The 1,506-nt window shown below is 54.2% G+C and carries 1 rRNA gene; it reads left to right on the plus strand.

Annotated elements, in window-relative coordinates:
* A 16S ribosomal RNA gene (locus ACMX3H_RS00055) occupies positions 1–1,506 on the plus strand.

Genomic DNA, 1,506 nt, shown 5'->3' on the forward strand with positions numbered 1-1,506 from the left:
TTGAAGAGTTTGATCATGGCTCAGATTGAACGCTGGCGGCAGGCCTAATACATGCAAGTCGAGCGGCGGACGGGTGAGTAATGTCTGGGGATCTGCCCGATGGAGGGGGATAACTACTGGAAACGGTAGCTAATACCGCATAACGTCGCAAGACCAAAGTGGGGGACCTTCGGGCCTCACACCATCGGATGAACCCAGATGGGATTAGCTAGTAGGTGGGGTAATGGCTCACCTAGGCGACGATCCCTAGCTGGTCTGAGAGGATGACCAGCCACACTGGAACAGAGACATGGTCCAGACTCCTACGGGAGGCAGCAGTGGGGAATATTGCACAATGGGGGAAACCCTGATGCAGCCATGCCGCGTGTGTGAAGAAGGCCTTCGGGTTGTAAAGCACTTTCAGCGGGGAGGAAGGCGATGGCGTTAATAGCGCAATTGATTGACGTTACCCGCAGAAGAAGCACCGGCTAACTCCGTCCAGCAGCCGCGGTAATACGGAGGGTGCGAGCGTTAATCGGAATTACTGGGCGTAAAGCGTACGCAGGCGGTCTGTTAAGTCAGATGTGAAATCCCCGGGCTCAACCTGGCAACTGCATTTGAAACTGGCAGGCTAGAGTCTCGTAAAGGGGGGTAGAATTCCAGGTGTAGCGGTGAAATGCGTAGAGATCTGGAGGAATACCGGTGGCGAAGGCGGCCCCCTGGACGAAGACTGACGCTCAGGTACGAAAGCGTGGGGAGCAAACAGGATTAGATACCCTGGTAGTCCACGCTGTAAAGGATGTCGATTTGAAGGTTGTGGCCTTGAGCCGTGGCTTTCGGAGCTAACGCGTTAAATCGACCGCCTGGGGAGTACGGCCGCAAGGTTAAAACTCAAATGAATTGACGGGGGCCCGCACAAGCGGTGGAGCATGTGGTTTAATTCGATGCAACGCGAAGAACCTTACCTACTCTTGACATCCAGAGAACGAGGCAGAGATGCCTTGGTGCCTTCGGGAACTCTGAGACAGGTGCTGCATGGCTGTCGTCAGCTCGTGTTGTGAAATGTTGGGTTAAGTCCCGCAACGAGCGCAACCCTTATCCTTTGTTGCCAGCGATTCGGTCGGGAACTTAAAGGAGACTGCCGGTGATAAACCGGAGGAAGGTGGGGATGACGTCAAGTCATCATGGCCCTTACGAGTAGGGCTACACACGTGCTACAATAATGGCGCATACAAAGAGAAGCGATCTCGCGAGAGTCAGCGGACCTCATAAAGTGCGTCGTAGTCCGGATTGGAGTCTGCAACTCGACTCCATGAAGTCGGAATCGCTAGTAATCGTGGATCAGAATGCCACGGTGAATACGTTCCCGGGCCTTGTACACACCGCCCGTCACACCATGGGAGTGGGTTGCAAAAGAAGAAGGTAGCTTAACCTTCGGGAGGGCGCTTACCACTTTTTGTGATTCATGACTGGGGTGAAGTCGTAGCAAGGTAACCGTAGGGGAACCTGCGGTTGGATCACCTCCTT

It is taken from the genome of Sodalis sp. (in: enterobacteria), assembly GCF_047607725.1.
Lineage (GTDB): Bacteria > Pseudomonadota > Gammaproteobacteria > Enterobacterales > Enterobacteriaceae > JBLKSS01.